The following is an 18,820-nucleotide window of genomic DNA, read 5'->3' on the forward strand; positions in this document are numbered from 1 at the left end:
GCCGTCGGCGCTGACGGCCGACCTGTTCTATGAAATTCTCATGGGCGAGATCACCGCCCGCTCCGGCGACCCCGGCTCCGGCTATTCGCTGGTGCTCGACGCCGCCCGGCGCCTGCGCGACGGCAAGCTGTTCCAGCGCGCGGTCGAAATCGCGCTGCAGTCGCGCTCCGGCGACGCCGCGATCTCCGCGGCGCGCGCCTGGCAGGAAGCCTTGCCCAATTCGCGCGATGCCCGGCGCATCGAGCTGCAGATCCTGATCGCGCTGAACCGCATCAGCGAAACCGTCGAACCGCTGCGCGCCGAAGTGGCCGCCACCTCGCAGATCGAACGCCCCCTGCTGATGGCGGTGATCGCGCGCACCTACGGCCGCGCCGCCGACAAGAAGCTCGCCGCCTCGGTGGTCGAACAGGCGCTGGTCGACGAACTCAAGAGCCCGACCACCGGCGGACTGGCCTGGGCCACCGTGGGCCGGCTGCGCCTGAACGCTGGCGACCCCTCGGGGGCGCTGGACGCCGCGCGCAAGGGGCAGGCCATCGACCCGTCGTCTGAGGCACCCTCGGCGCTGGCACTCGAGCTCATCGACCCGGGCCAGCCGCTGGCCGAGCCGATCGTCACGCGCTACCTCGCGAACAACCCCAAGGCCTCGCCCGACCTGCGCATCGCCTATGCGCGCACACTGGTCGAGAACCGCCGCTTCAGCGACGCCAGCACGCAGCTGCAGACCCTGACCGCCGCGCGCCCCGAACTGGCGGAGCCCTGGCTGCTGCTCGGCAGCCTGCAGATGCAGGCCCGCCAGGAAGCGGCGGCCGAAACCTCGCTCAAGCGCTACGTCGACCTGATGACGGCACCAGGCCAGAGCCAGGACGCCGGCGACGTCGCCGACCGCAAGCGCGGGCTGACTCAGGCGTATCTCGTGCTCTCGCAGCTGGCCGAGCGGCGCAAGGATTTCCAGGCGGCCGACCGCTGGATCACGCGCATCGACAGCACTGACAACCAGAGCGCCATCCAGGGCCGCCGCGCCAGCCTGCTCGCCAAGCAGGGCAAGCTGCCCCAGGCCCGCGAGCTGCTGCGCGCGCTGCCCGAGCGCACGGCGGAGGAACGCAAGCAGAAACTGCTGGCCGAAACCCAGCTGCTGCGCGAAGCCAAGCAATACCAGGCCGCCTACGACCTGCTGGCCCAGGCCTCGGCCGCCGCGCCGGACGACGGCGACCTCGTCTACGACCAGGCCATGATGGCCGAGAAGCTCAATCGCCTGGACGACATGGAGCGGCTGCTGCGCCGCCTGATGACGCTCAAGCCCGAGAGCCAGAACGCGTACAACGCGCTGGGCTACTCCTTTGCCGATCGCAAGATCCGGCTCGACGAGGCCCGCACGCTCATCCAGAAGGCGGTGCAGCTCGCGCCCGAAGACCCGTTCATTGCCGACAGCCTGGGCTGGGTCGAGTTCCGGCTCGGCAACACGGCGGAGGCGATCCGCATCCTCGAGGCAGCCTACAAGACGCGGCCCGACCCCGAGATCGGCGCGCATTTCGGCGAAGTCCTGTGGTCGGTCGGCCAGAAGGACCGCGCGGTCGCGATCTGGAAAGAATCGCTGCTGACGGACGCCGAAAACGAGACGCTGCAGGAAACCCTCAAGCGCCTGCGCGTCAAACCCTGAATGGCATCGATCACGTACACGGCTCCCGCGCGGGGCGATGGGTCCCTCACCCGCCGCGCGGCACTGGGCGCGGGCGGCGGCGCACTGCTGCTGTGGCTCTCGGGCTGCGCCCAGCTCTCGGGCGGCCCGGCCGCTGCGCCCGGGCGATCGGCCAGCTGGAGCGGGCGCATGTCGCTGCGCATCGACAGCGAACCGGTCCAGACCTTTGCCGCCCTGTTCGAGCTGCGCGGCTCGGCCGAAACCGGCGACCTGACGCTGACCACGCCCATCGGCAGCACGCTCGCGCAACTGCACTGGGCGCCGGGTGAAGCCCTGCTGAAGAACGGCAGCGAGACCCGCCGCTACGACTCCGTCGACGCGCTGATCGAAGCCGCCACGGGCGCCGCCATTCCGGTGGGCGCGCTGTTCGGCTGGCTCGACGGCCGCGCCGATCCCGTGCCCGGCTGGCGCGCCGACCTGGGCCAGCTGTCGAACGGCAAGCTGCAGGCCACCCGCGAATCCCCCGCGCCCCGGGCAGACCTGCGCATCGTGTTCGAACGCTCATGAAGGCGATCTACGACCTTCCCGCGCCGGCCAAGCTGAACCTGTTCCTGCATATCACCGGGCGGCGCGACGACGGCTACCACCTGCTGCAGTCGGTCTTCATGCTGATCGACTGGTGCGACACGCTGCACGTCGAGCTTCGCAACGACGGCCAGCTCAGCCGCGAAGACCTCACCACGCCGCTGCCGGCCGACGACCTCGTGCTGCGCGCCGCCCGCGCGCTGCAGGCGCATGCCGCGCCCGGCCAGGGCGCGCACATCGGCATCGCCAAGCACGTGCCGGCGCAGGCGGGCATGGGCGGAGGGTCGTCGGACGCGGCCACCTGTCTGCTCGCACTCAACCGCCTCTGGAACCTGAACCTGCCGCTGTCGCGCCTGGCGCAGATCGGGTTGAAGCTGGGCGCGGACGTGCCTTTCTTCCTCGGCGGGCGCAACGCCTGGGTCGAGGGCATCGGCGAGGAAATCACCCCCGTGAACCTGCCGCCGGCACGCTTCGTGGTGGCCAAGCCACCCGAGGGACTCGATACCCGATTAATTTTTTCTGCGGATGATTTGGAACGGGCAACTCCTGTTGCTATAATCTCAGGCTTTGCTGCAGATAGCGAACAGCTAGAAGCCACAAACCTCGGCAACGGGGTTTACAACTTCGGTCACAACGACCTGCAGCCGGTTGCCCAACGGCTTTGCCCCGCAGTCACCGACGCCATCGAATGGCTCGGACTGCAAGGTTTGAAGGCCCGGATGACCGGCTCCGGAAGTTCGGTGTTCGCGAAGATGCCGCAATTGCCGCAGGAAGCGGAACTGCTCGAAGCCCCCCGGGGATGGCAGGTTCGACAATGCGACAATCTGGCAGTTCATCCACTCTGGGGATGGGCAGCCTGAAGAGATAATCGGAACGCTCTGCGGTTCGATGCGACATATATCGGTGGGTGGTGCAAACCATCAACCTGTGTAGGGGAGTCGCCAAGCTGGTTAAGGCACTGGATTTTGATTCCAGCATGCAAAGGTTCGAATCCTTTCTCCCCTGCCAAATCTCTCAAACTGCGGCCTGATGGCCGCAGTGCTTCTTTTGCAGTCCACCGGCTGCAATAATCGGCGGCCCACACAGGCCGCCACGACTCGAAACCTTTGGCGGCTTTCCCGCAAGCCCATTTGCACTGCCCGGACGCGCTCATGCAGGCCAATCACCCTGATTTCTTGGTTTTCACCGGCAACGCCAATCCCGGCCTTGCTGCAGAAATCGCGCACAACCTCGGCACCTCGCTGGGCGCCGCACGCGTCGGTCGCTTCTCCGACGGCGAAGTCACCGTCGAGATCAACCAGAACGTCCGTGCCCGCGACGTGTTCGTGGTGCAGTCGACCTGCGCGCCGACCAACGAAAACCTGATGGAACTGCTGATCATGGTCGACGCGCTCAAGCGCGCTTCGGCCGAGCGGATCAGCGCCGTGATTCCCTACTTCGGCTACGCCCGCCAGGACCGCCGCCCGCGCTCGAGCCGCGTGCCGATCTCGGCCAAGGTGGTCGCCAACCTGCTGGAAACCGTGGGCGTCGAGCGCGTGCTCACCATGGACCTGCACGCCGACCAGATCCAGGGCTTCTTCGACATTCCGGTCGACAACATCTACGCCTCGCCCGTGCTGCTGGGCGACCTACGCCAGAAGAACTACGAAGACCTGATCGTGGTCTCGCCCGACGTCGGCGGCGTTGTGCGCGCCCGTGCGCTGGCCAAGCAACTGAACTGCGACCTCGCCATCATCGACAAGCGCCGCCCGAAGGCCAACGTCAGCGAAGTCATGAACGTGATCGGCGAGATCGACGGCCGCAACTGCGTGATCATGGACGACATGATCGACACGGCTGGCACGCTGGTCAAAGCGGCCGAAGTGCTGAAGGAGCGCGGCGCCAAGAGCGTGTACGCCTATTGCACGCACCCGATCTTCTCGGGCCCGGCCATCGAGCGCCTCTCCAAGGGCACGGCCCTGGACGAAGTGGTCGTCACCAACACCATCCCTCTTTCCGACGCGGCCGTCGCGTGCGGAAAGATCCGCCAGCTCTCCGTGGCACCGCTGATCGCCGAAACGATCCAGCGCATTGCCAAGGGCGAGTCGGTGATGAGTTTGTTCTCGGACCAGGACAACCTGTTCTGAGCTGAGAGCGAAAAAGCAGGCCTCCTCCGGAGGCCTTTTTGAACCGGAGTCGCACTGGTCGCGGTGGACTCTCACAGGAGCTAGTTATGAAATTCGTCGCTTATGAGCGCGCAAAGCAGGGCACGGGTGCGAGCCGCCGTCTCCGCATCACGGGCAAGACCCCGGGCATCGTCTACGGTGGTGACACCCAGCCGCAACTGATCGAAATCGATCACAACGCGCTGTGGCACGCCCTGAAGAAGGAAGCCTTCCACTCGTCGATCCTCGAAATGGACCTCGCCGGCGCCGTCACCAAGGTGCTGCTGCGCGACGTGCAATACCACCCGTTCCGCCAGCTGGTGCAACACATCGACTTCCAACGCGTCGATGCCAAGACCCGCATGAACATGAAGGTGCCGCTTCACTTCAAGGGTGAAGAAGAGTCCGACGCCGTCAAGCTGGATCACAACCTCGTGAACCACGTGATGACCGAGCTGGAAATCAACTGCCTGCCCAGCGATCTGCCTGAATTCATCGAGATCGACCTCTCGGGCCTCAAGAAGAACGCCACGCTGCACGTCAACGACATCAAGCTGCCCAAGGGCGTGAAGTTCGTGAGCCACGGCAAGACCAACCCGGTCATCGTGTCGGCCGTGCCGCCGCTGGTCTCGGAAGAGCCCGCACCGGCCGCCGAAGGCGCTGCTGCCGAAGGCGCTGCTGCTGCCGCTGGCAAGCCCGCCGCCAAGACGGCCAAGAAGAAGTAATCCTCTTTCTTTCCGTCCGCGAACAGAAGGCCCGCCTCGTGCGGGCCTTTTGCTTTGGGGGGCGGCGAGATAATTCCCGCCATGATCAAGCTGTTTGTCGGCCTCGGAAACCCGGGCCCTGAGTACGAAGCCACGCGCCACAACGCCGGCTTCTGGTGGATCGACGCCCTCGCGCGCGACTGGAAGCTCAACCTCGTGCCCGAGCGCGGCTACCACGGCCTCGCGGCGCGCGCGAACATCGGCGGCCAGAGCATCTGGCTGCTGGAGCCGCAGACCTTCATGAACCTGTCGGGCAAGTCGGTGGCCGCGCTGGCGCGCTTCTTCAAGATCGCGCCCGAGGAAATCCTCGTGGTGCACGACGAACTCGACGTGGTGCCCGGCCAGGCCAAGCTCAAGTTCGGCGGCAGCCATGCGGGCCACAACGGCCTGCGCGACATCCACGCGCAACTCGGCACCGGCGACTACTGGCGCCTGCGCCTGGGCATCGGCCATCCCGGCGTGAAGTCGGAGGTCGTCAACTGGGTGCTCAAGAAGCCGCTCAAGGAGCAGCGCGAAGCGATCGAAGACGCCATCGTGCGCACTCTGCATGCCGCCCCCGCGCTGGTGGCCGGCGAGATGGAAAAAGCCACGCTGATGATTCACACGAGCAAACCGCCGCGGCCCAAGCCGCCGAGGCGGGAGCCCGGCGACGGAGGCACGACGCCTGCCGCCACCTAGCCGGCCACGGGAGTGCAGGGAGGGAGAGCAAACAAAAAATGAGAAAAAGAAGAACGACGACGAAGAACAAGAAGACCGCAGGAACAGCGGCAATCGCTATGTTTTCAATAGCACTGGCCACCGTATCCATGGGCGCTTCAGCCAAGACCTGGCGATGCGGCAACACCTACTCCGACCAGCCGTGCGAAGGCGGGCGGACCGTGAAGGTGGACGACCGGCGCAGCGATGCGGACCGCAGGGCGTCGGAAGACGCCACGCGCCGCAACGAACACAGCGCGGGTCGGCTGGCACGCAACCGGGAGTCGCAGGAGCGGGAAGCGCTCGGCCGGCGCAGTCCCACGACCTTCGATGCGGGGCGCTTCGCCTCGGGCGCGCAACCGCTCACGCCCGCCGAACAGGCCGCCCAGGCCCGTCAGCGCAAGCACACGGCCGAGCCCCGCCCGACGAGCGCGCGCTTCAACAGTCCTTCGACCGGCGACGAGGCGCCGAAGGACACAGGCAAGAAGAAAAAGAAGAAGAAGCCCGGCTCAGAGGGCGCCGGCTGACGACGACGGCGAGGCGGCATCCGAAGCTGGCGCTGCCGCCTTGTCCGCCGTGAGGCGCACGTACTTCTGCATCAGCGTCTCGCGGGTCTCCACATGGTCGGGGTTCACCGGGATGCAGGCCACCGGGCAGATCTGCACGCACTGCGGCTCGTCGAAGTGGCCGACGCACTCGGTGCACTTGTGCGGATCGATCTCGTAGAACTCGGCGCCCATGTAGATCGCATCGTTCGGGCACTCGGGCTCGCAGACATCGCAGTTGATGCATTCGTCGGTGATCATGAGGGCCATCCCCCGATTATCGGCGGACCGGGCGAATGCCCCGCCACAGGCCTTGCGGAGCCCCCGCCAGCGTCAGGGCGGTCCAGCGAGGAGCGACAAAGTTCACAGCCAGGGCACGGTTGTTGCACCAGTCAGTTATGCTGCGGCCCGCCCCATGAGTCTGTTTCTATTCAAGCGCATCGCCACGCTGATCGGCACCCTGATCGGCGCCTCGGTCATCGTTTTCCTGGTCCTCGAGATCCTGCCCGGCAATGCCGCGCAGATGCTCATGGGCCCCGACGCCTCGCCCGACGCCGTTGCCGCCCTGGCCACCAAGCTCGGCCTGGACCAGCCCGCGTGGACGCGCTACTGGCACTGGATCGGCGGCCTGCTCACCGGCAACCTCGGCGACAGCTACGCCTACAGCTCGCCCGTCATCGACCTGATCCTGGAGCGCCTGGCCCTCACCGTGCCGCTGGCCGTGATGGCGATGGCCCTGACTGTCGTCATCGCCCTGCTCGTGGGCGTGACGGCTGCGGCGCGCCACAACAAGCTCGGCGACGTCGGCCTCATGGGCATGGCGCAGGTCGGTATCGCCATCCCCAACTTCTGGTTCGCGATCCTGCTGATCCTCGTGTTCTCGGTGCAACTGCAGTGGTTCTCCGCGGGCGGCTTCGAGGGCTGGGGTGAAGGCATCTTCGCGGGGTTGAAATCGCTGCTGCTGCCGGCGCTGTCGCTCGCAGTGGTGCAGGCCGCGATCCTCGCGCGCATCACGCGCTCGGCCGTGCTCGAGGTGATGCGCGAAGACTTCGTGCGCACCGCGCGCGCCAAGGGCGTGTCGCAGCGCATGGTGCTGTGGACCCATGTGCTGCGCAACGCGATGATCCCCGTCATCACCGTCATGGGCATGCAGTTCTCCGAGCTGCTGGCCGGCACCATCGTGGTGGAGAACGTGTTCTACCTGCCCGGGCTGGGCCGGCTGATCTTCCAGGCCATCAGCAACCGCGACCTGATCGTGGTGCGCAACTGCGTGATGCTGCTCGCGGCCATGGTCGTCATCGTGAACTTCGTGGTCGATGTGCTGTATGCCGTCATCGACCCGCGCATCAAGGCGAGCGACGTATGAGCACGACCACCGTTCCCAGCGCCGTCGCGCTCAAGGTGCCGGGCTTCTGGCGCCGCGCCCTGCACCACCGCAGCTTCGCGATCGGCGGCGTGCTAAGCCTGCTGCTGCTGATCGCTGCCGTGCTCTCCCTGGTCTGGACGCCGTGGTCGCCCTACGCGATGGACATGGCGAACAAGATGCAGGGCCCTTCGGCCACGCACTGGCTCGGCACCGACGCCTTCGGGCGCGACGTGGCCTCGCTGCTGCTGGTGGGCGCACGCGCCTCCATCCTCGTCGGCGTGATCGCCGTGGGCATCGGCCTCGTGGTCGGCACCGCGCTGGGCCTGCTCGCTGCGGCGAGGCGCGGCTGGGTCGAGGAAGCGGTGATGCGCCTGTCGGACTTCACGCTCGCCTTCCCCGCCATCCTCTCGGCCATCATGATGACGGCCGTGTTCGGCGCCGGCATCGTCAACGCCATCATCGCGATCGGCATCTACAACATCCCGACCTTCGCGCGCATCACGCGCGCCTCGGCCAACGCCATCTGGTCGCGCGAGTACGTGGCCGCCGCACGCGCCTGCGGCAAGGGCAGCTTTGCGATCACCATGCAGCACGTGCTGCCGAACATCTCCGCCGTGCTGATCGTGCAGATCACCATCCGCTTCGCCATCGCGATCCTGGCCGAAGCCGCCCTCTCCTACCTCGGCCTCGGCACGCAGCCGCCGCAGCCCTCCTGGGGCCGCATGCTCAGCGAAGCCCAGACCCTCATGTTCCAGCAGCCGCTGCTCGCGGTGTTCCCCGGCATGGCCATCGCCTTGGCGGTGCTGGGCCTCAACCTGATGGGCGACGGCCTGCGCGACCTGCTCGATCCGCGCCTGGCGCGCGCGAGGTAAGCAAGCACGCCATGGCACTTCTCGAAGTCAACGACCTCCACATCGGCCTGCAGACGCAACGCGGCCCGGCCGAAGCCGTGCGCGGCATTTCCTTCTCGCTGGAGCGCGGCGAAACGCTGGGCATCGTCGGCGAGTCGGGCTGCGGCAAGTCGATCACCGTGATGTCGCTCATGGGCCTGCTGCCCGCGACCGCGAAGGTCACGGGCAGCATCCGCTTCGACGGCACCGAGCTGGTCGGGCGCGACGAAAAGGACATGTGCCAGATCCGCGGCAACCGCATCGGCATGATCTTCCAGGAGCCGATGACGGCGCTGAATCCGGTGCACACCATCGCGCGCCAGGTCGGCGAGCCGCTGCGGCTGCACCGCGACCTGTCGAAGGCCGAGGCGCGCAAGGAAGTGCTCGCGCTGCTCGACCGCGTCGGCATTCCCGATGCGGCCTCGCGCCTCGATGCCTACCCGCACCAGTTCTCGGGCGGGCAGCGCCAGCGCATCGGCATCGCGATGGCGCTGGCCTGCGGCCCCGACCTGCTGATCGCCGACGAGCCCACCACCGCGCTCGACGTGACGATCCAGAAGCAGATCCTGGAACTCATCCAGGGCCTCGTGGCCGAGCGCGGCATGGCGCTCATCCTGATCTCGCACGACCTCGGCGTGATCTCGCAGACGGTCTCGAAGATGCTCGTGATGTACGGCGGCAGCGTGGTCGAGAGCGGCCCCACCGACGCCGTGTTCGCCAAGCGCGCCCACCCCTACACGCAAGGCCTGTTCGCCGCGCGCCCCGCCATCGGTGCGCCGCGCGGCCTGCGCCTGGCGACCATCCGCGGCAGCGTGCCCGAGCTGGTCGACCTGCCGCCGGGCTGCCCGTTCGCGGGCCGCTGCGCGTACACGGTCGATGCCTGCCACACCACGCGGCCGTCCGCCACGGTGCTGCCGCCGGACCACGCGGTGCGCTGCATGCGTCTCGAAGAAATTGCAGCCGCGCAGGCTGTTGCGCCATGAATCCATCGACCCCGCTGCTGCAGGTGACCGACCTCGTGCGGCACTACGCCTTGCCGCGCGAAAAGCTCTTCGGCCCGCCGCCCACCGTGAAGGCCCTCAATGGCGTGAGCTTCAGCGTGCAGGCCGGCAAGAGCGTGGGCATCGTCGGCGAATCGGGCTCGGGCAAGTCGACCATCGCGCGCCTTGTAATGGCATTGGACACGCCGACCTCGGGCAGCGTCGCGCTCGAAGGCCGCAACCTGCACACGCTGTCGAAGGCCGAGCTGCGCACCGCGCGTCGCGACTTCCAGATGGTGTTCCAGGACCCGTATGGTTCACTCGACCCGCGCCAGACCGTCGCACGCATCGTCGCCGAGCCGCTCGAAGCGCTGGCCGAAACGCGCCGCGCCGAGCAGCGCGAGCGCGCCGCCGAAGCCCTCGCGGCCGTCGGCTTGCGCACCACCGACCTCGACAAGTACCCGCACGAATTCTCCGGCGGCCAGCGCCAGCGCATCGCGATCGCACGCGCGCTCATCACGCGCCCCAAGCTCATCGTCGCCGACGAGCCCGTGAGCGCACTCGACGTGTCCGTGCAGGCCCAGGTGCTCAACCTCATGCAGGACCTGCAGCAGCAGTTCGGCATCAGCTACCTGCTCATCAGCCACGACCTCGCGGTGGTCAACCACCTGTGCGACGAGGTGTGCGTGGTGTTCAAGGGCCAGATCGTGGAGCAGGGGCCGCCGGCCGAGCTGTTCCATCACGCGCAGCATCCGTACACCCGCACCCTGCTGTCGGCGGTGCTGCACACGCCGCCCGGCGACACGCTGCGCGCGGCCTGAAGTCGCGGGGGCACGGCCTCGGACAGATCGGTCATGAGCATCTGGTGGCGCAAGCCGTTGGCTTCGCGCAAGATCGCTCGCCCATCCGGGAACGTCCCGAGGAAAAACCGCCCGCGCCGGCGCGCACCGGAGGGCCTGCTGCGAGAGAATGATCCGCTGCACGTGGCATCTTTCGTGCTGTGTGTCTTTCTTTCGTGGCGCTGCGCTTCCCCCTGGGGCACGGTGCGCGCCGAAGCAGTCATTCGACACTGACCGTTTTCCGGAGATCACCCCGTATGTTGAACCGTCGCACGCTCCTTACCACCGCCGGCGCCACCGTCGCCCTGGCCACCCCGCTGGCCGGCATGGCGCAGGGCCGCAAGGACGCCATCGTGATCGGCATGGCCCTGGAGCCGCCGGGCCTGGACCCGACCACCGGTGCCGCCGCCGCCATCGCCGAGGTCGTGCAGTACAACATCCTGGAAACGCTGACCAAGATCAACGTCGACGGCAGCGTCACGCCGCTGCTGGCCGAGAGCTGGGAAATCTCGCCCGACCTGAAGACCTACACCTTCAAGCTGCGCAAGGGCGTGAAGTTCCAGAACGGCGAGCCCTTCAACGCGTCCACCGTCAAGTTCGCGTTCGACCGCGCCGGCGGCGAAAAGAGCACCAACAAGGACAAGCGCACCTTCGCCAACCTCGCCACGCAGGTGGTCGACGAACACACGGTCGTGGTCATCAACAAGGAGATCGACCCCGACCTGCCCTTCGTGCTGGGCCAGGCCACGGCCGCCATCGTCGAGCCCAAGAGCGCCGAAGGCAACGCCACCAAGCCGATCGGCACCGGTCCCTACAAGCTGGACAACTGGGCCAAGGGCTCGTCGATCACGCTGAGCAAGTGGGAGGGCTTCCGTGCGCCCGCCGTCGCGAAGATCAACAAGGTCACCTTCCGCTTCATTTCGGACACCGCCGCGCAGGCCGCCGCCGTGCTCTCGGGCGACGTGGACGTGTTCACGCGCATCGGCACGCGCGCCGTGCCGCAGTTCCGCAACAACCCGCAGTTCCAGACCATCCTGGCCGGTTCGCGCGCCAAGACCATCCTCTCGATCAACAACAAGAAGAAGCCCCTGGACGACGTGCGCGTGCGCCGCGCGATCCTCGCGGCGATCGACCGCAAGGCCTTCATCGAGGGTGCGGCCGACGGCCTGGGCGTGCCGATCGGCAGCCACTACGTGCCGGGTGCCGCGGGCTACATCGACACCACGGGCATCAACCCCTTCGACATCGAGAAGGCCAAGAAGCTGCTGGCCGAGGCCGGCGTGAAGACCCCGCTCGAACTGCGCATGACCCTGCCCCCGCCGCCGTACGCGCGCCAGGGCGGCGAAGTCATCGTGGCCCAGCTCGCCAAGATCGGCATCAACGTGAAGATCCAGAACGTCGAGTGGGCGCAGTGGCTCAGCGGGACCTACGGCAACAAGGACTACGACCTGTCGATCATTTCGCACGTCGAGCCCTTCGACCTGGGCAACTACGCCAAGCCCGACTACTACTGGGGCTACCAGTCGAAGGCCTTCGACACGCTGTTCGACAAGATCAAGTCCACCGGCAACGCGGCCGAGCGCAACAAGCTGCTGGGCGAGGCGCAGAAGCTGCTGGCCACCGACGCGGCCAACGGCTTCCTCTACCAGCCGCAGTTCCCGACCGTGGCCAAGAAGAACGTCAAGGGCCTCTGGAAGGAGAACCCGATCTTCGTGAACGACCTGTCGGCCCTGTCGTGGGGATGAGCCCCGCAGTGCCTGACCCTTCCCTGCCTTCGTTGAGCGACCTGTCGGCGCAGGAGCTGTCTGCGGCCTACCGCGAGAAGCGCCTGTCGCCGGTCGAGGTGACGCGCGCCGTCATCGCGCGCATCGAGCACTGCGAGCCCCGGCTGCAGGCCACGTGGCTGTTCCGGCCCGAGGCCGCGCTGGAGCAGGCGCGCGCCTCGGAGCAGCGCTGGCAGCGCGGCGACGCGCGCGGTCCGCTCGACGGCGTGCCGACCACGATCAAGGAAAACATCGCCACGCGCGGCGACCCGCTGCCCGCGGGCACCGCCGCCGTCGACCTCATGCCCGCGGCGGCCGACGCCCCGCCGGCCGCACGCCTGAAGGAGGCCGGCGCCGTCGTCGTCAGCAAGACCACCATGCCCGACTACGGCATGCTGTCGTCGGGGCTGTCGAGCTTTCACACGCTGGCGCGCAACCCCTGGGACCTGAGCCGCACGCCGGGCGGTTCCAGTGCCGGCGCCGGTGCCGCCGCGGCCGCGGGCTACGGCCCGCTGCACCTGGGCACCGACATCGGCGGCTCGCTGCGACTGCCCGCCAGCTGGTGCGGCATCTTCACGCTCAAGCCCAGCCTGGGACGCATCCCGATCGACCCGCCCTACATGGGCCGCGCCGCCGGCCCCATGACGCGCACCGTCGGTGACGCCGCGCTCATGATGCAGGCGCTGGCCCGGCCGGACGCGCGCGACAGCATGAGCCTGCCCGCGCAGGACATCGACTGGGCCGCCTTCGACGTCGCGCCCGACCACCTGCGCGGCCTGCGCATCGGGCTGCTGCTGGACGCCGGCTGCGGCCTCGCGGTCGAACCCGAGATCCAGGCCGCGGTCGAGCAGGCGGCTCGCCTGTTCGAGAAGGCCGGCGCCACGGTCGAGCCCATGCAGCCCTTCATGTCGCAGGCCCTGCTCGACGGCATGGACCACCTGTGGCGCATGCGCTCGCTCGTGGACCTGAAGGCCCTGCGCCCCGACCAGCGCGCCAAGGTGCTGCCCTACATCCGCGAATGGGCGGAGAGCGCCGCCGAGTTCAGCGGCGAGCATGTGTTCCGCAGCTTCAGCCAGTTCCACGCGACGCGCGTCACCACGGTGAACGCCTGCGCCCGCTTCGACTACGTGATCTCGCCGGTGTCGCCCAACATGCCGGCGGCGGCCGAGGCGCCCTCGCCCACCAACGACCCGCTGCGGCCGCTGGAGCACATCGGCTTCACGGTGCCGTTCAACATGTCGGAGCAGCCGGCGGCGTCGGTGAACTGCGGGTACTCGGCCGGCGGTTTGCCGATCGGGCTGCAGATCGCGGGGCAGCGCTTCGACGACCTCGGCGTGCTGCGCGTGGCGCGTGCGTTCGAGCAGATCCGGGAAGTGCAGCGGCCCTGGCCGCAGCTCTGAGCGCGACCTTCAGGCCAGCTGCAACGACAGCATCTCCCGCGCCCGCGTCACGAACGCGGTCTCGCCCCGTCGCGCGGGCAGCCACTGGAACGCCACGCGCGGCAGCGCCGGCAGCCCGTGGGGCGGTGCGAGCCGCGCGATGCCCTCGCCGATCGCCGATTCGTTGAGGCAGGCCACGCCCAGGCCCGCGGCCAGGGCCGACTGCAGGCCCGCCACGCCTGACGCCACGTGCGCCAGCACGTAGGGCACGCGGCGGCGGCGCAGCAGGGACACGGTGAACTGGTGCAGCGAGCAGGTGTCGGGCAGCGCCAGCAGCCGCACCGGCTCGCCGCGCACCACACGCAGGCCGGCCGCACCGAGCCACGCCAGCGATTCGCGCCGCAGCACGGCACTGCTGCCGCTTGCTGCTGCATTGGCCCCCGCGATGTTCATCGCCAGCCCCACGTCGAAATCACCGTGCGCGTAGGCGGTGCGCAGCGCGTCGCTCTTCAGGATGGTCACGTGCAGCCGCACCTGCGGATAGCGCTCGCCGAGCCGGCCCAGCAGGCGGGTGAGGTCGCCGGGGCGGAAGTAGTCGGTCACGGCCAGCCGCAGCTCGCCCTGCAAGGTTTCGCCGCGCAGGTCGCGAAAGGCCTCGTCGCTCAGCGCGAGGATGCGCCGCGCATGCCCCAGCAGCCGCAGGCCCGCCTCGGTGGGCGCCACGCCGGCCTTGCTGCGGGTCAGCAGCGACTGGCCGGCGCGCTCCTCGAGCTTGCGGATCTGCTCGCTCACCGACGACTGCGACAGGTACACACGCGGCGCCGCGGCCGTGAGGCTGCCGGCGTCGGCCACCGCCACCAGGGTGCGCAACTGTTCGAGGTCGAAGCCTTGCATGGTGCCTGCCTATCCATTCGCTGATCCGATGGATTCCATCATATCTTCCCGCTTTTCCGATGGCGAGAGGAATCCCACAATCACCCCATCGACCACCCGTTCTTCAACGCAAAAAGGAGTCCACCATGCCCCACATCGTCGTCCACCTCTCCGGCCAGCCTGACGCCGCCCTCACCCGCAAGACCGTCGACACGGTCGCCGAACTCACGCAGAGCGTGCTCGGCAAGGCATTGCCGGTCATCGCCGTCACGGTGCAGTACATCGCCGCCGACAGCTGGTTCATCGGCGGCAAGTCGCTGGCCGAGCTCGGCAAGTCGGCCTTCCACCTGGACATCAGCGTGACCGACGAGACCAACACCAAGGCCGAGAAGGCGCGCTACCTGCGCGAGGTGCACGCGGCCATGGCCCGGCTGCGGCCCGACCTGCACGAGGTCTCGTACATCCACGTGATCGACGCGCGCGCCGCGGCCTACGGCTACGGCGGCCAGACGCAGGAGTACCGCCACCAGCAAGCGGGTGTCTAGGGCGTCTCACAGGGACTTGAAAGACGCCGGGGGCGTGGCACCATGCCGCCATGCCCTCCCACGGAACCCCGCTCGCCGCCGACAGCCTCGGCAATCCGCTCACGCTCGACGACGCCGCCAGCCTCGCGCTGGTCGACGACTTCGTCATGGGCTTTCTCTCGACCGAGGCACGCGCCGTGAACCTGCTGGCGCTGGCCGAACACGATGCCAGCCCGATCGTGCAGGCCTACTGCGCGACGCTGCACCTGTTCGCCGAATCGCGCGAAGCCGCGGCCAACGCGCAGCCCTTCCTCGACAAGGCCCGCGCCGGTGCGGCGCGCGCCACGCCGCGCGAGCAGCGCTACATCGCCGCCGTCCAGGCCTGGGCCGACGGCGACATCGCGCGCGCCATCGCGCTGCATGCCGAGCAGGCGCGCGAGCATCCGCGCGACCTGGTGTCGGTGAAGCTGGGCCAGTACCACTGCTTCAACACCGGCGACTGCCCCGGCATGCTGCGGCTCGCGCTCGCGGCGCTGCCGGCCACAGCCGAGGTGCCCTACGTGCACGGCATGGCGGCCTTCGGCTACGAGCAGTGCCACCTGCTGCGCGAGGCCGAGGCCAGCGCGCGCCGCGCGATCGGCCTGTGCCGCAAGGAGCCCTGGGCGCACCATGCGCTGGCGCACGTGATGCTCACCGAAGGCCGGCTGGCCGAGGGGCTGGCGTTCATGCAAAGCGTGAGCGACACCTGGACCGGGCTCAACTCCTTCATGGTCACGCACAACTGGTGGCATGTGGCGCTGTTCCTCATCGACCTGGGCCACGACGCCGAGGCGCTCGCGGTGTACGACGAGCACGCCTGGGGCGTGGTGAAGGACTATTCGCAGGACCAGATCGGCGCCGTGTCGCTGCTCGCGCGGCTCGAGCTGGCGGGCATCGACGTCGGTGCGCGCTGGGACGACGTGGCCGACCACCTGCGGCAGCGCCAGGCCGACCATGTGCTGCCCTTTCTCGACCTGCAGTACCTCTACGGCCTGGCGCGCGCCGGCCGGCCCGAGGCGCAGGTGCTGCTGCACAACATCGAGGCCTTCGCGCCCGTGGCGCCGGCGTCCACGCGCGCCGCGTGGCAGCGCGTGTGCGTGCCGGCCGCACGCGGCCTCGTGGCCCATGCGCGTGGCGACGTGGCGGGTGCGGTCGAGGGCCTGGGCGTCGCGCTGCCGCGCATGATCGAGATCGGCGGCAGCCATGCGCAGCGCGACCTGTTCGAGCAGCTGTACCTCGACGCGCTGGTGCGCACCGGCACCGAGTCCGCGCTCGCGGGCGCGCAAGGCCTGCTGCAGCAGCAGCTCAACGGCCAGCCCGAATCGCTGCGGCTGCGGCGGCAGACCGACGCGGTCTACGCGCGGCTGGGGCTGGGGCAGCTCACGGCGCGCTGAGCGGCGCGCGGCGCCACCCATGCCTTCCGGTCATGGGGCGTGCCGCAAAAGGAATTAACGGCCGCGCGGGAGCGGCTCCTAAACTGGCCGCTCCTCCCGCTCTCCTCCCGTTCGCCCATGCAGCGCTCCCTCGTCACGCTGGCCGTTCTCGCGGCCCTCGCCTCGCCCTTCCACACCGCCGCCGCTGAAGCCCCCGTCGCGCTCGACCTGCTGCTGCGCGGCGGCACCATCTACACGGGCGACAGCGACACGCCCGTGGTCGGCGACGTCGGCATCGCGGGCGACCGCATTGTGTTCGCGGGCCGCGCCATGCCAGCGCAGTTCAGCGCGCGCCGCACCATCGACGCCACCGGCCTCGTGGTGGCGCCCGGCTTCATCGACGCCCACACGCACGCCGACGCCGACCTGCTCTCGAGCGACGCACGCAAGCGCCTGAACATTCCCTTCCTCACGCAGGGCGTGACCACGGCCGTGATCGGCAACGACGGCTTCGGCGGCTACGACATCGCGGCGCAGACGCAGAAGCTGCGCGCCGTGCCGGTCGGCACCAACGTCGCGATGTATGCGGGCTTCGGGCCGCTGCGCATCAGCCAGCTCGGCGAGGCCAACCGCGCCCCCACGCCCGCGCAGATGGACACGATGAAGCAGCACCTGAGCCGCGCGATGTGCGACGGCGCGCTCGGGCTGTCGACGGGCCTGTTCTACCCACCGCAGAATTTCTCGAAGACCGAGGAGGTCATCGAACTCGCGAAGGTGGCGGCCGCGCACGGCGGCCTGTACGACAGCCACATCCGCGACGAGTCGATGTACAACGTCGGCCTCAAGGGCTCGATCGACGAGGTGATCCGCATCGGCCACGAGGCCAAGCTGCCGGTGCATGTGGCGCACATCAAGGCGCTGGGCGTGGCGGTGCAGGGCCAGAGCGGCGACATCATCCGGCGCATCGAGAAGGCGCGCGCCGCGGGCCTGGACATCACGGCCGACCACTACCCCTGGACCGCGTCGAGCACGCGCTTCTCGGCCGCGCTGCTGCCGCCCTGGGCCAACGAAGGCGGCCGCGCGGCGACGCTGCAGCGCTTCGACGACGCGGCGCAGCAGGAGCGCCTGCGCAAGGACATGCGCGAGAACCTGCGCCTGCGCGGCGGGCCCGAGGCCATCCTGTTCTCGGCCGGCAGCACGACGTACGTGGGCAAGACCCTGGCCGACGTGGCCAAGGCCTCGAACGCCGACCCGGTCGACGCCGCCATCGCCGTGCTGCGCGACGGCGACCTGATGATCGCCTCGTTCAACATGAGCGACGACGACGTGCGCGCCTTCATGAAGCGGCCCTGGGTCATGACCTCGTCCGACTCGTCGCTGGGCCATCCGCGCGCCTACGGCACCTTCGCGCGCAAGTACGACCAGTACGTGGTGAAGGAGCGCGCGATCTCGCTGGCGCAGTTCATCCGCAGCAGCACCTCGTTCACGGCCGACACGCTGGGGCTGGTGCAGCGCGGCCACCTGCGCCCCGGCTACCACGCCGACGTGGTGGTGTTCGATCCGAAGCGCTTCGCGGCCAAGGCCACCTACACGCAGCCCACGCTGCTGTCCGAGGGCGTGGTCACGGTGCTGGTGAACGGTCGCCTCGCGGTGGACGGCGGGCAGCCCACGGGCGTGGGCGCCGGCGTGCCGCTGCTGCGCACGCCGAAGCCGGGAAGCTGCCCGGCTTGATCCGGAAGATCAGTCCTTCTTGAGGTGCCGCCGCTGGTCGTAGGTCGGCTGCGGCGGCAGGTCGGCGAGGTGGCGCGTGTCGGCCCACTCGACGATCTCGATGGCGTCCGGCGCGGCCGGGTCGGCGATGCGGATGCGGTTGAAGCCCGCGTTCGGGATCTCGCTCTGGCGCGGGCCGCTGAGGCTCAGGCCGCGCGCGGTGCGCCACACCATGTCGAGCACGCCGCCGTGCGTGACGACGATCAGGCGCTGGCCGCGGTGCGCGGCGGCGACGGCGCCGAGCGCGCCGATCACGCGCGCATGGAACTCGCGCGCGCTCTCGCCCTGCGGCATGGCGTGGTCTTCGCGGAACTCCAGCCACTCTTCCCAGGCGCGCGGATGCTGGCTCTGGATCTCGTCGGCCCGCATGCCCTCGACCACGCCGAAATGCTGCTCGCGCAGCGCCACCGAGGTGACGACCGGCAGCGCCAGCTGCTGCGCCGCGGGCGCCGCGGTCTGCTGGGCACGCATGAGGTCGCTGCTGATGAGGTGCTGTGCCGTCTCGCCCGCCAGCCGCAGGCCGAGGCGGCGTGCCTGCTCGTGGCCGATGTCGTTGAGCGGGACGTCCGCGTGGCCCTGGAAGCGCAGTTCGCGGTTCCAGGCGGTTTCGCCGTGGCGGATCAGGATGAGGTCGGTGGGGGCGGAGTCGGGGGT

The 18,820-nt window shown here is 68.9% G+C and carries 19 protein-coding genes and 1 tRNA gene; 17 read left to right on the forward strand and 3 right to left on the reverse strand.

Annotated elements, in window-relative coordinates:
* The 8 genes from AC07Y4_RS29915 to AC07Y4_RS29950 all read left to right on the forward strand — a co-directional run.
* Positions 1-1,657: tetratricopeptide repeat protein (locus tag AC07Y4_RS29915; protein ID WP_495275505.1), on the forward strand; the 1,657-nt coding region annotated here is incomplete at its 5' end.
* A complete protein-coding gene (locus AC07Y4_RS29920) occupies positions 1,658-2,203 on the forward strand; it encodes a lipoprotein insertase outer membrane protein LolB (protein ID WP_495275506.1) in 546 nt (181 codons plus the stop codon).
* The gene (gene ispE, locus AC07Y4_RS29925) at positions 2,200-3,081 is read left to right on the forward strand and encodes a 4-(cytidine 5'-diphospho)-2-C-methyl-D-erythritol kinase (RefSeq protein ID WP_495275507.1); all 882 of its coding nucleotides are present in this window, start codon (positions 2,200-2,202) and stop codon (positions 3,079-3,081) included. The genes AC07Y4_RS29920 and ispE overlap by 4 nt, the downstream gene beginning before the upstream one ends.
* Before the next feature lie 71 nt (positions 3,082-3,152).
* Positions 3,153-3,229: transfer RNA gene (locus AC07Y4_RS29930), tRNA-Gln, on the forward strand.
* A gap of 143 nt (positions 3,230-3,372) precedes the next feature.
* Entirely contained in the window at positions 3,373-4,347 is a 975-nt protein-coding gene (locus AC07Y4_RS29935) for a ribose-phosphate pyrophosphokinase (protein ID WP_062476346.1), read from the forward strand.
* An 86-nt stretch (positions 4,348-4,433) separates the two neighbouring features.
* Positions 4,434-5,090, forward strand: coding sequence for a 50S ribosomal protein L25/general stress protein Ctc (locus AC07Y4_RS29940; protein ID WP_062476274.1), 657 nt, complete (start codon positions 4,434-4,436; stop codon positions 5,088-5,090).
* Between the two features lie 81 nt (positions 5,091-5,171).
* On the forward strand, positions 5,172-5,807 hold the full coding sequence (pth, locus tag AC07Y4_RS29945) for an aminoacyl-tRNA hydrolase (RefSeq protein WP_056573407.1): 636 nt from the start codon (positions 5,172-5,174) through the stop codon (positions 5,805-5,807).
* Between the two features lie 128 nt (positions 5,808-5,935).
* On the forward strand, positions 5,936-6,352 hold the full coding sequence (locus AC07Y4_RS29950) for a hypothetical protein (RefSeq protein WP_495275508.1): 417 nt from the start codon (positions 5,936-5,938) through the stop codon (positions 6,350-6,352).
* Here the strand turns inward: AC07Y4_RS29950 and AC07Y4_RS29955 are convergent.
* Entirely contained in the window at positions 6,335-6,640 is a 306-nt protein-coding gene (locus tag AC07Y4_RS29955; RefSeq protein ID WP_095949170.1) for a YfhL family 4Fe-4S dicluster ferredoxin, read from the reverse strand. The genes AC07Y4_RS29950 and AC07Y4_RS29955 overlap by 18 nt on opposite strands.
* Before the next feature lie 145 nt (positions 6,641-6,785).
* Between AC07Y4_RS29955 and AC07Y4_RS29960 the strand changes: the two genes are divergently transcribed.
* The 6 genes from AC07Y4_RS29960 to AC07Y4_RS29985 all read left to right on the forward strand — a co-directional run bounded on the left by AC07Y4_RS29960 (position 6,786) and on the right by AC07Y4_RS29985 (position 13,608).
* Positions 6,786-7,736, forward strand: coding sequence for an ABC transporter permease (locus tag AC07Y4_RS29960; RefSeq protein WP_095746670.1), 951 nt, complete (start codon positions 6,786-6,788; stop codon positions 7,734-7,736).
* Entirely contained in the window at positions 7,733-8,608 is an 876-nt protein-coding gene (locus tag AC07Y4_RS29965) for an ABC transporter permease (RefSeq protein ID WP_062481348.1), read from the forward strand. Before AC07Y4_RS29960 ends, AC07Y4_RS29965 begins: the two co-directional genes overlap by 4 nt.
* Before the next feature lie 11 nt (positions 8,609-8,619).
* A complete protein-coding gene (locus tag AC07Y4_RS29970; RefSeq protein WP_495275509.1) occupies positions 8,620-9,609 on the forward strand; it encodes an ABC transporter ATP-binding protein in 990 nt (329 codons plus the stop codon).
* Complete coding sequence (locus tag AC07Y4_RS29975) at positions 9,606-10,427, forward strand: ATP-binding cassette domain-containing protein (protein WP_495275510.1); 822 nt, start codon at positions 9,606-9,608, stop codon at positions 10,425-10,427. Before AC07Y4_RS29970 ends, AC07Y4_RS29975 begins: the two co-directional genes overlap by 4 nt.
* A gap of 275 nt (positions 10,428-10,702) precedes the next feature.
* On the forward strand, positions 10,703-12,190 hold the full coding sequence (locus tag AC07Y4_RS29980) for an ABC transporter substrate-binding protein (RefSeq protein WP_159275445.1): 1,488 nt from the start codon (positions 10,703-10,705) through the stop codon (positions 12,188-12,190).
* 23 nt (positions 12,191-12,213) lie between these two features.
* The gene (locus AC07Y4_RS29985) at positions 12,214-13,608 is read left to right on the forward strand and encodes an amidase (protein WP_495275515.1); all 1,395 of its coding nucleotides are present in this window, start codon (positions 12,214-12,216) and stop codon (positions 13,606-13,608) included.
* Between the two features lie 9 nt (positions 13,609-13,617).
* On the opposite strand, the gene AC07Y4_RS29990 is transcribed toward AC07Y4_RS29985, so the two are convergent.
* Entirely contained in the window at positions 13,618-14,481 is an 864-nt protein-coding gene (locus AC07Y4_RS29990; RefSeq protein WP_495275511.1) for a LysR family transcriptional regulator, read from the reverse strand.
* A gap of 125 nt (positions 14,482-14,606) precedes the next feature.
* Between AC07Y4_RS29990 and AC07Y4_RS29995 the strand changes: the two genes are divergently transcribed.
* The 3 genes from AC07Y4_RS29995 to AC07Y4_RS30005 all read left to right on the forward strand — a co-directional run bounded on the left by AC07Y4_RS29995 (position 14,607) and on the right by AC07Y4_RS30005 (position 18,127).
* Entirely contained in the window at positions 14,607-15,005 is a 399-nt protein-coding gene (locus tag AC07Y4_RS29995; RefSeq protein ID WP_062481337.1) for a tautomerase family protein, read from the forward strand.
* A 50-nt stretch (positions 15,006-15,055) separates the two neighbouring features.
* Positions 15,056-16,417 (forward strand): tetratricopeptide repeat protein, encoded by a 1,362-nt coding sequence (locus AC07Y4_RS30000; RefSeq protein WP_495275512.1) that lies wholly within the window; start codon positions 15,056-15,058, stop codon positions 16,415-16,417.
* Between the two features lie 117 nt (positions 16,418-16,534).
* Positions 16,535-18,127, forward strand: a complete 1,593-nt coding sequence (locus tag AC07Y4_RS30005; RefSeq protein WP_495275513.1) for an N-acyl-D-amino-acid deacylase family protein — start codon at positions 16,535-16,537, stop codon at positions 18,125-18,127.
* Positions 18,128-18,136: 9 nt separating this feature from the next.
* Here the strand turns inward: AC07Y4_RS30005 and AC07Y4_RS30010 are convergent.
* Positions 18,137-18,820 (reverse strand): histidine phosphatase family protein (locus tag AC07Y4_RS30010; protein WP_495275514.1); only part of this gene is annotated, 684 nt, incomplete at its 5' end.

The sequence above is a fragment of the Variovorax sp. GW460-12-1-14-LB1 genome (genome assembly GCF_059423605.1).

Coding starts and splice junctions, on each gene's coding strand:
- AC07Y4_RS29995 (WP_062481337.1), top strand. CDS start 14,607: ATGCCCCACATCGTCGTCCACCTCTCCGGCCAGCCTGACGCCGCCCTC.
- AC07Y4_RS29965 (WP_062481348.1), top strand. CDS start 7,733: ATGAGCACGACCACCGTTCCCAGCGCCGTCGCGCTCAAGGTGCCGGGC.
- pth (WP_056573407.1), top strand. CDS start 5,172: ATGATCAAGCTGTTTGTCGGCCTCGGAAACCCGGGCCCTGAGTACGAA.
- AC07Y4_RS29940 (WP_062476274.1), top strand. CDS start 4,434: ATGAAATTCGTCGCTTATGAGCGCGCAAAGCAGGGCACGGGTGCGAGC.
- AC07Y4_RS30005 (WP_495275513.1), top strand. CDS start 16,535: ATGCAGCGCTCCCTCGTCACGCTGGCCGTTCTCGCGGCCCTCGCCTCG.
- AC07Y4_RS29960 (WP_095746670.1), top strand. CDS start 6,786: ATGAGTCTGTTTCTATTCAAGCGCATCGCCACGCTGATCGGCACCCTG.
- AC07Y4_RS29935 (WP_062476346.1), top strand. CDS start 3,373: ATGCAGGCCAATCACCCTGATTTCTTGGTTTTCACCGGCAACGCCAAT.
- AC07Y4_RS29980 (WP_159275445.1), top strand. CDS start 10,703: ATGTTGAACCGTCGCACGCTCCTTACCACCGCCGGCGCCACCGTCGCC.
- AC07Y4_RS29950 (WP_495275508.1), top strand. CDS start 5,936: ATGGGCGCTTCAGCCAAGACCTGGCGATGCGGCAACACCTACTCCGAC.
- AC07Y4_RS29975 (WP_495275510.1), top strand. CDS start 9,606: ATGAATCCATCGACCCCGCTGCTGCAGGTGACCGACCTCGTGCGGCAC.
- AC07Y4_RS29970 (WP_495275509.1), top strand. CDS start 8,620: ATGGCACTTCTCGAAGTCAACGACCTCCACATCGGCCTGCAGACGCAA.
- AC07Y4_RS29920 (WP_495275506.1), top strand. CDS start 1,658: ATGGCATCGATCACGTACACGGCTCCCGCGCGGGGCGATGGGTCCCTC.
- ispE (WP_495275507.1), top strand. CDS start 2,200: ATGAAGGCGATCTACGACCTTCCCGCGCCGGCCAAGCTGAACCTGTTC.
- AC07Y4_RS29955 (WP_095949170.1), bottom strand. CDS start 6,640: ATGGCCCTCATGATCACCGACGAATGCATCAACTGCGATGTCTGCGAG.
- AC07Y4_RS30000 (WP_495275512.1), top strand. CDS start 15,056: ATGCCCTCCCACGGAACCCCGCTCGCCGCCGACAGCCTCGGCAATCCG.
- AC07Y4_RS29990 (WP_495275511.1), bottom strand. CDS start 14,481: ATGCAAGGCTTCGACCTCGAACAGTTGCGCACCCTGGTGGCGGTGGCC.